The following is a 7,562-nucleotide window of genomic DNA, read 5'->3' on the forward strand; positions in this document are numbered from 1 at the left end:
GCAGGCGGGCAGGCGGGCAGGCGGGCAGGCGGGCAGGCGGGCAGGCGGGCAGGCGGGCAGGCGGGCAGGCGGGCAGGCGGGCAGGCGGGCAGGCGGGCAGGCGGGCAGGCGGGCAGGCACCCGGAGTTTAGCCGCTGCGCGCACCTATGATCATGATGACTGCGAAATGCGGCTCGTCATCTTTCGATATGGGAGTAAAAAGTACACGGTAACGACGGAGGCACCCTTGGGTTAATGTCGTCCTGCGACCTCCTGGTGCAGGACCGGAGGTTAGCTCAGCAACGTCATCACCGTGGCGCAAGAAGGATTGACGCTGACTTATCTGCTTTCAACGCCCGGCCATAAGGATACTGGGCTCCGTCCCTGGCTCCACGGAGACGGATGCCTGGCCGGCGACACGAGGTGGAGGTGGGCCTCTCTCTCATGCATCAGGCGGCCTTCTACCCGGACCCCGCGACACCAGTTCCCTCGTGTTTCACGTGAAACGTGGTCTATGCCGGGACGGGTCGGGTCATGTAGGAGCAGCCCCAGGCTTGGCGGGCTCAGCCAGGTCAGAGTGCCATGAAACGAAATCCTCTGTGGAACAGGGTCGAAGTCCGTGGACCAATTGCACCACCACGACCCGCCTCTTCGTCTGCTCTCTCCTCTTCGCGAATCGTTCCCCGCAAAGATCCCCCTGAAATCCAGGCCAATTGAAGCATGCAGGATCGGCGAACAGAACACCGAGCCGGGTGGTCCACACCCTAAAGCGGCCCGGACAAGTAATACCGCCTTGTTGGCAAGGCCGCTCATGCCCGCACCAGGAGATGCCCTAAGAATCGTGTTTCACGTGAAACAGCGGCCCATCGAACTGGTGAATGCCCCCACAGAGGTTTGCGGGTGTCGGCTGCACATTGTAAGGCAACCATCCATTGGCGATCGATGCCTAGTATGTGGTTCGGGATAATGCCGGAGCCTCGACAGCACCGCCAAACGCCCGGCTGCGGCGTAGGGGGGGTGGCAGGGATGAGCCCTGAGTTCAGATCAAGATGGCTGTGGCAACCGTTCGGTCCAGATCACGAGGCCGACACGCTTACCCACCACATCCGCAGCGGAGTTCGGGCCGGGATGCAGCCGCGGCGAAGGAGTTTCACGTGAAACATTAACGGAAGCCGCATACCTCTGCCCAAGCGGATCGGTCATCTCTAAACAAGCGAATTACCAACCCGCCTCACAGTCGCTCAAATTTCAGCCCGGCAACCCGCGATCAGGGAGAATCCTAAACGTGATCCGTTTGCGAGGCTTGACAGCCACCCAGGCGTCAGCGCTTCCCAAGGGAACCGAACAAAAGACGTGCGGCCGGTGTTTCACGTGAAACACCGGCCGCACAAATGGTTCCAGGGCTAGCTGGCGGGTGGTGTCAGCACACCCATGATGCGATTTAGATCGTCGACGCTGGCGAACTCGATGCTGACTTTGCCCTTGCGGGCGCCCAGTGTGATCTTCACGTTTGTGTCCAAACGGTCCGAGAGCGAAGTTGCCAGGTAATCCAGGCGTTCATGCCGGGCCCCAACCTTCGGCTTGGACTCCTTGGGAGGACGCCGCAGGCCACCACTCAAGGAGACGATCTCTTCCGTCGCGCGTACAGACAGGCCTTCAGCAACGATCCGCTGTGCCAGCTTTTCCATTTCTGCAGCGTCTGCCAGGCCGAGGAGTGCACGTGAGTGGCCCGCCGACAAAATGCCCGCCGCTAGCCGGCGCTGCACCAGCGGAGGCAGCTTCATCAACCGCAACGTGTTGGTGACCTGCGGGCGCGACCTGCCGATCCGGTCCGCCAGCTCCTCATGGGAACAGCCGAAATCATCCAGAAGCTGCTGATAGGCAGCGGCCTCTTCCAAGGGATTGAGTTCACTGCGATGCAGGTTCTCCAGCAAGGCGTCGCGCAGGAGATCCACGTCCTGAGTGGACCGGATGATCGCGGGCACGGCATCGAGGCCGGCCTCACGGCTGGCACGCCAGCGCCGCTCACCCATAACAAGCTCATAGGGGTGTTCGGGGTCATCCTCCGGCGAGGGGCGAACCACGATCGGCTGGAGGACACCGATCTCCCGGATGGAATGCACCAGCTCGGCCATATCGTCTTCATCGAAGACCGAACGGGGCTGCTTCCGGTTGGGATGTATGGAATCGATCGGCAGTTCGGCAAACGTCGCCCCGGGTACCGGAACCAGGGTTTCACGTGAAACATCGGTGTCTTCCCGCGCCGACGAAACGCCTCCTGCTTCGCCGTCCACCACGGGAACCGCTGCAGGCCGGGAATCCTTGACCTTGGGATCCTTGACCATGCCGCCCTGCTTGGCGGAAGCCTGGCGCCCCTTGGGAGCCCGGGCAGCCTTTGTTGTAGCGGAACCCTCGGAGGCGTGGTCGGGGCTGTGAGCGGCTGACTTGGCCGATTTGGAGGCAGGCTCCACCTCACTGGCAGGCTTGGCCTCAGCGGCGTCTACGGCGGCGCCGGCCGTGTCTAGAGCGGCCTCTTGCTGTCGGGCCCGCGCAGCACCCTTGGGCGCCTTTGCAGCGGGTCCACGCAGGGCATCCTTGTTGATCCCAGCCCCTCTGCGCGGACCGGTGCCGGGGCGCGTGGGAGTGACCACGTCACTAGCGGAGGGAAAGAACAGGTCGACCGGACGTCCCGCCCGCGCAGGCGCTGCCGGAGCTTCCTCGACATCTGCACTGCTGGGAATCAAAGCTCCCAGTCCCCTTCCCAAACCACGACGCTTTTCGGTCACGGGTAAGTCCTTCCCTTATGCACACAGCAAGCGGCATGGATTGATTGGTGACTGTATTCTACGATTTTGCACATCATAAACGGTGCAGGCCGTGCCGGGTGTCTAGCCGCGCTGCGCGATTTCCGCCGCAGCTTCAAGATACGACAGAGCGCCACTGGAAGAAGGGTCATAGGTCATGACCGTCTGCTGATAGCTGGGCGCCTCGGAAATGCGGACGGATCTCGGGACCACGGCGCCGAGCACCTGTTCGGGGAAATGCTCCCGGACCTCAGCTGCCACCTGGGCGGCGAGATTGGTGCGGCCGTCGTACATGGTCAACAGAATGGTGGAAACAACCAAGTCTGCGTTCAGGTGCTTCTGGATCATCTCGATGTTCTTCAACAGCTGGCTGAGTCCCTCCAATGCGTAGTACTCACACTGGATGGGAATGAGCACCTCGCGGGCAGCCACGAAGGCGTTGACCGTCAGAAGGCCCAGGCTCGGCGGGCAATCGATGAAGATGTAATCCAGGCGCTCCTGACCCATCCGCACGCGCTCTGCGGCATAGGCTTCGATCGCGCGGCGAAGCCGCTGCTCGCGTGCCACCAGGGACACGAGTTCAATCTCTGCGCCGGCGAGGTGGATGGTGGCTGGCGCGCAAATGAGGTTTGAGATGTCCGGGCACTGGGCCACCACATTCGCCAGCGGAAGGTCGTCGATCAGGACGTCGTAAATACTCTCCACCTCGGCCCGATGGTCGATGCCAAGGGCGGTGGAAGCATTCCCCTGCGGATCAATGTCGATCACCAGTACGTTGAGGCCTGCGCTGGCCAATGCGGCGGCCAGATTGACGGTGGTGGTGGTCTTTCCCACGCCGCCCTTCTGGTTGCTGACCGTCATAATCCGTGTTTCCGCCGGTCGAGGGAGAACACGACCGCGCAGCTTTTCGCGGCGTCGGCTTTCATTTGCCAGTTCCCGGGCAAGCGGGGTGCTTTCGTCCATCAGGTCCATAACGTCTACCGACGTCGACGGAACTACCGCCGCGTCAGATACACCACCTTCGCTAGCCTCGGGGTCCGGGGCTGCGTCAGCCACGGCTTGCAGGGGGACAGTGCTGTGTTGTGTTTCACGTGAAACGGCAGTGCCAACAGGTGCAGATTCGGACTCAACGACCACGTACTCCGGCGTAGCAGGCAGCGCCGCAGCCGGCGGGATTACGACCTCGGTTGAAACCTCAGGCACGGGAGGTGCTGTCACAGTGGCCGGCTGCGCCGGACGCAACTCGGGACCCTCACCGGACAGAGGAGCGGGTTCATGGTTGCTTGCAAACATTTGGGGTTGGATCCTAGAAAACTGCGCGGAGAGGGCAGAACCCAAGGCTGCAAAAGGGGGAATCCGTTTTGCGGCGGAATCGCGGCGCGCACTCACCTGGACATGCTCACTTTCCAAACATAGGCATTAGTCCATCTAGCCTATCCGGTGACCGGCGAATATCCCGGATCGAAGCCGGTGTGTGCACAACGGGAAATAGTTGGGCCAGCCTATCCGACGGCGATCCGGACCACGGTGGTGTGCTCTTCGAGCAGGCCCTCGCCGGCGGTGAGGATGGATGTGTTCCGCCCGCCCAGCTTGCGGATGACCTTGGCCGCCTTCTGGATCTCCTCTTCGGCGCTGCGGCCTTTGATGGCCAACACAACGCCTTTGCCCTTCAGCAGCGGAATCGTCAGGCCGGCCAGAGTGGACAGGGCCGATACTGCCCGGGCCGTCACGACGTCGGCGTTCACATCCGCGACAACCTGTTCAGCCCGGCCCCGGATAACCACGACGTTGTCGAGGCCGAGATCGGCCACCACTTCGTTGAGCCAGATAACCCGGCGTTCCAGCGGCTCGATCAGGGTCAGCTGCAGGTCCGGGCGGGCGATGGCCAGGCACAGGCCTGGAAGTCCGGCCCCGCTGCCGACATCGGCGACCTTGGCGTTTTCATCGATCAGATCAGCGACAACGGCGCAGTTCAGGACGTGCCTGCTCCAGAGCCTGGGTACCTCGCGCGGGCCCAGCAGACCCCGTTCCATGCCGGAGGTGGCGAGGTGTTCGACATAGCGCTCAGCCAGCCCCAGTCTGGCGCCAAAGATCTTTTCCGCCGCTGTTCGTTCAGCGGGCGTTGTTTCAACCACGTGGTGTTTCCTTGTCTGCGGTGCAGTTTTCCTCGCGTTTTGCCGGCCTAGGAGGACGGCAGGGACACCACAATGTGGCGTGCGGCCCCTTCACCTTCGGACTCGCTGACGAGTCCAAGGCCGGCAACGGCGTCGTGCACGATCTTGCGTTCGTAGGCGCTCATTGGCTCCATGGCCACGTCCTGGCCGCTCTCCTTGGCCTGCGCGGCAGCCTCCTCCGCAAGGATCTGCAGCTCGGCACCCCGGGCCTGGCGGTAGCCGGTGATGTCCAGCACGAGCCGTGAACGGTTCTCTGTGGAGGTCAGGACCGAGAGCCGGGTGAGCTCCTGCAGGGCTTCGAGCACCTCACCCTCGGCGCCGACCAGGGACTGCAAGCCGCTGCTGTCTCCGTCTTCGGCGACGATGGAAATGTAGGTGCGGCCGCTGCGGACCTCAATGTCGATGTCACCGTCAATATCGGCGATGTCGAGGAGTTCCTCCAGGTAGTCGGCTGCGACGTCGCCCTCTTCCTCAAGGCGCCCTGGCCGGCTGGTCTCCTCTTCCTCAGTTACGTCAGCAACAGTCTCCGAGGCTTCCGCAGCGGGCTCCGTGGTCATCGCTTTTTCCTGTTCTTCCGCTGGGGCTGCTGACGCTGGGCCTTGGCAACCGGAACCGGTTCGACGGCTTCGCCCTTCTTTTCGCCGAGCAGTGCCGCCATCGGCAGGCCCTTCTTCGCGCGGCGTTCAGCCAGGGCCTTGGCGGCGGGAGAGCCCGGAGTGGGCATCCGGCGGATCACGAAGAACTGCTGACCCATGGTCCACAGGTTGGTGGTGGTCCAGTAAATAAGGACACCGATCGGGAAGTTGATGCCACCGATACCGAAGACGAGCGGCAGGATGTAGAGCATCATTTTCTGCTGCCGCATGAAGGGGCTGGCGAGGGCTTCCTCGGACATGTTCTTCGACATGATCTGCTTCTGCGTGATGAACTGCGAAGCGGTCATGGCGATGATCATGATGATGGAGAGAATGACGACGGCGACCTGGTTGCCGCCACCACCGTGCAGCAGCGAGGCGGAGAGCGGGGCACCGAAAATGGTGGCGGCGTCGAACTGCGCGATGGCATCGGCGGACAGGGCACCGATGTGGATGCCCTCGTCACTGGCCTTGGCAACGCCGCTGAGCACCTGGAACAGGGCGAAGAAGAAGGGCATCTGGATCAGCATCGGCAGGCACGCGGCAAATGGGTTGGTGCCGTGCTTCTTGTAGAGCGCCATCTGCTCCTGCGTCATTGCCTGACGGGAGAGCTGGTCGGTCTTGCCCTTGTACTTCTGCTGGAGCTTCTTCAGGTCCGGCTGCAGGGACTGCATCCCGCGCTGGGCCTTGATCTGCTTCACGAAGACCGGAATCAGAGCGGCGCGGATCACGATCACGAGACCGATGATGGACAGCGTCCATGTCCAGCCGGATGCGGCATCCATCCCGAGGAAAACAAAACCCTCGTGGAAGATCCACATGATCCAGGACACTACCCATTTAAAGGGGAACAGTATCGTATCGAAGAAACCCATTTACTCTCCTAAGCCGCTTCGCGGCTGTCTTCGTCGGCTGGAATCACGGGATGATTCAGCACAATAATCCTCGGAACCTTTTCCTGGTCCCAAATCCTGTGTCCATGCGGAACATGGTCCACGCCTCCGTCGTTCCACGGGTGGCAGCGGACCAGCCGCCGCGCGGCCAGCCATGTGCCGCGCACGGCACCGTGGACAGTCACGGCTTCAAGAGCATATGCGGAACAGGAGGGGAAAAACCTGCAGACCGGTCCGTATAGAGGCGAGATGGTTTTTCGGTAGGCCATCAGCAGGCCCATGAGAAGGTAGCGCGGGAGATTCCACACGCATCGGGCAATGATCTGGACAGCCCTGACCGGATCGGTACCGGAGCGGCTCATCAGCAGATCACCCCTTCTGGCTAAGCAATCGGGTGCGGTCGACTTTACCCGCACAGGTACGCAGCGCACCCATGTAGTCCGTGCGGAGTTCCTGCCAGGTTGCTGTCGCTGCCGGCGGCAATGCACGGACAACAACATCGAACCCGGTGGGGTACTCGCGCAGGCTTTGGGCAGCTGCTTCTCTCAGTCTTCTCTTAACGAGGTTGCGTGTCACGGCGTTCCCAACGGATTTCGCGACAATGAAGCCTACGCGGGTTGGGTTTTCGCCGGTTTTCACCGCATATAAGACTACGTTCCGGCGCCCACTGCGGGCACCGGAACGTACAGTATGAGAAAAATCCGCCGACTTCCGCACCCGGTTCCCTACGGCCAGCATTCAGACCACCTGGACTCGGAAGCGGAGCTGCTGGTAGGCAGCATCGACAAATTTAAGGCTATTTACGCCGACAGTTCGGTGCGGCCCTTGGCGCGGCGTGCGGAAAGGATTCCACGGCCGGCACGGGTACGCATGCGAAGGCGGAAGCCGTGCTTCTTGGCACGACGGCGGTTATTCGGCTGAAAAGTCCGCTTGCTCACGGTAGTTACTCCAAGACAATCTGAGTTGCGCTGGCTTGCTACGACAAGGGGGAAGAACAAGCGGCGCTTATTTCATGTGTCTGACTGCTCTCAACCCGGACCTGGACCCTGATTCCCAGAACCCTGATGGGCATGAATG

At 62.0% G+C, this 7,562-nt stretch carries 8 protein-coding genes; all 8 read right to left on the reverse strand.

Annotated features, from left to right (window positions below; translation table 11 throughout):
* Positions 1-1,382 precede the first annotated feature (1,382 nt).
* Positions 1,383-2,765 carry a ParB/RepB/Spo0J family partition protein gene (locus tag KKR91_RS16875; protein WP_210227133.1) on the reverse strand — a complete coding sequence of 461 codons (1,383 nt, stop codon included), beginning with the start codon at positions 2,763-2,765 and terminating at the stop codon, positions 1,383-1,385.
* Positions 2,766-2,867: 102 nt separating this feature from the next.
* On the reverse strand, positions 2,868-3,755 hold the full coding sequence (locus KKR91_RS16880; protein WP_210227132.1) for a ParA family protein: 888 nt from the start codon (positions 3,753-3,755) through the stop codon (positions 2,868-2,870).
* A gap of 530 nt (positions 3,756-4,285) precedes the next feature.
* A complete protein-coding gene (gene rsmG, locus KKR91_RS16885; RefSeq protein ID WP_210227131.1) occupies positions 4,286-4,918 on the reverse strand; it encodes a 16S rRNA (guanine(527)-N(7))-methyltransferase RsmG in 633 nt (210 codons plus the stop codon).
* Between the two features lie 47 nt (positions 4,919-4,965).
* Positions 4,966-5,514, reverse strand: a complete 549-nt coding sequence (locus KKR91_RS16890) for a Jag family protein (RefSeq protein WP_210227129.1) — start codon at positions 5,512-5,514, stop codon at positions 4,966-4,968.
* Positions 5,511-6,467, reverse strand: coding sequence for a membrane protein insertase YidC (yidC, locus tag KKR91_RS16895; protein WP_210227127.1), 957 nt, complete (start codon positions 6,465-6,467; stop codon positions 5,511-5,513). Before yidC ends, KKR91_RS16890 begins: the two co-directional genes overlap by 4 nt.
* A gap of 8 nt (positions 6,468-6,475) precedes the next feature.
* Positions 6,476-6,847, reverse strand: coding sequence for a membrane protein insertion efficiency factor YidD (gene yidD / locus KKR91_RS16900; RefSeq protein WP_210227125.1), 372 nt, complete (start codon positions 6,845-6,847; stop codon positions 6,476-6,478).
* A 7-nt stretch (positions 6,848-6,854) separates the two neighbouring features.
* Complete coding sequence (rnpA, locus tag KKR91_RS16905; RefSeq protein WP_210227123.1) at positions 6,855-7,223, reverse strand: ribonuclease P protein component; 369 nt, start codon at positions 7,221-7,223, stop codon at positions 6,855-6,857.
* A 62-nt stretch (positions 7,224-7,285) separates the two neighbouring features.
* Entirely contained in the window at positions 7,286-7,423 is a 138-nt protein-coding gene (rpmH, locus tag KKR91_RS16910) for a 50S ribosomal protein L34 (RefSeq protein ID WP_056010217.1), read from the reverse strand.
* Between the last annotated feature and the right edge of the window lie 139 nt (positions 7,424-7,562).

It is taken from the genome of Arthrobacter jiangjiafuii, from assembly GCF_018622995.1.
Lineage (GTDB): Bacteria > Actinomycetota > Actinomycetes > Actinomycetales > Micrococcaceae > Arthrobacter_B > Arthrobacter_B jiangjiafuii.